Source organism: Kaistia algarum (genome assembly GCF_026343945.1).
In the GTDB taxonomy this organism is placed as follows: domain Bacteria; phylum Pseudomonadota; class Alphaproteobacteria; order Rhizobiales; family Kaistiaceae; genus Kaistia; species Kaistia algarum.
Genome location: NZ_JAPKNJ010000010.1, coordinates 1 through 964, shown reverse-complemented (window position 1 = coordinate 964; position 964 = coordinate 1). Strand labels below are relative to the sequence as shown.

At 64.3% G+C, this 964-nt stretch carries 1 protein-coding gene; it reads left to right on the top strand.

Translation table 11 applies throughout. From position 1 onward, the window contains the following. Positions 1-238: 238 nt before the first annotated feature. Positions 239-964: TenA family transcriptional regulator (locus OSH05_RS25090; RefSeq protein WP_266353108.1), on the top strand; the 726-nt coding region annotated here is incomplete at its 3' end.

Sequence of the window (964 nt, the reverse complement as noted above, 5' to 3'; positions counted from 1 at the left end):
CCCCATGTTCATTTCGGCGCTGTGGCGTCGAGGTTGGCTTTATGGCGCGAGGATGGGCGGGTTGGGGGCTTTGTTGCTGCGAGAATGGCCTTGCGCGGGGAGCGGCTTTGGATACAGTATCCCGATAAGGCGGCAGTGCTGATGATCGGGTCGCGATCGCGGCGCCGCGAATGTTCCGGCCCTGGCCGGATCCCGTATCTCCCGGCTTTGGCCGGCCCCACGAGAGGAGAGATGAGCCATGGTCGAGGCCGCCAAGCTGGATCGCGTGCTGAACCCCGATGAGCTGCGCAGCGCGCTGGAAAGCGCGATCCGTGGCAAGAGCGCCAACACCTCGCCCTTCTCCAAGGCCTGGGCGGCGGGGACGCTGTCGCGCGATCATCTCTCGCGCTGGGCCGAGAACCATTATCACTATGTCGGCCCGTTCGCCGACTACCTCGCCTATATCTATGCCCGCATGCCGGAGCAGTATGTCGAGGCCAAGGACTTCCTTCTGGCCAACATGTATGAAGAAGAGATCGGCGGCGACCGCCACACCGACCTGCTGATCCGCTTCGGCGAGGCCTGCGGCACGAGCCGCGAGCGCATCACCGATCCGGAGAACATGTCGCCGACGACGCGCGGGCTGCAGAGCTGGTGCTATGCGGTGGCGATGCGCGAGGACCCGATCGTGGCGGTGGCCGGGCTGGTGGTCGGGCTTGAATCGCAGGTTCCCTCGATCTACCGCAAGCAGACGCCGACGCTGCGCGAGACCTATGGCTTCACCGATGAGGAGGTCGAGTTCTTCGACCTGCACATCGTCTCGGACGAGATCCATGGCGAACGTGGCTACCAGATCGTGCTGGAACACGCCCGCACCCTGGAACTGCAGGCCCGCTGCCTCAAGATCTGCGAGATCGGCGCCCAGATGCGCCTCCTCTACACAACCGCCCTCTACAACGACTACGTCCAGGCAACCTCTTCCGAA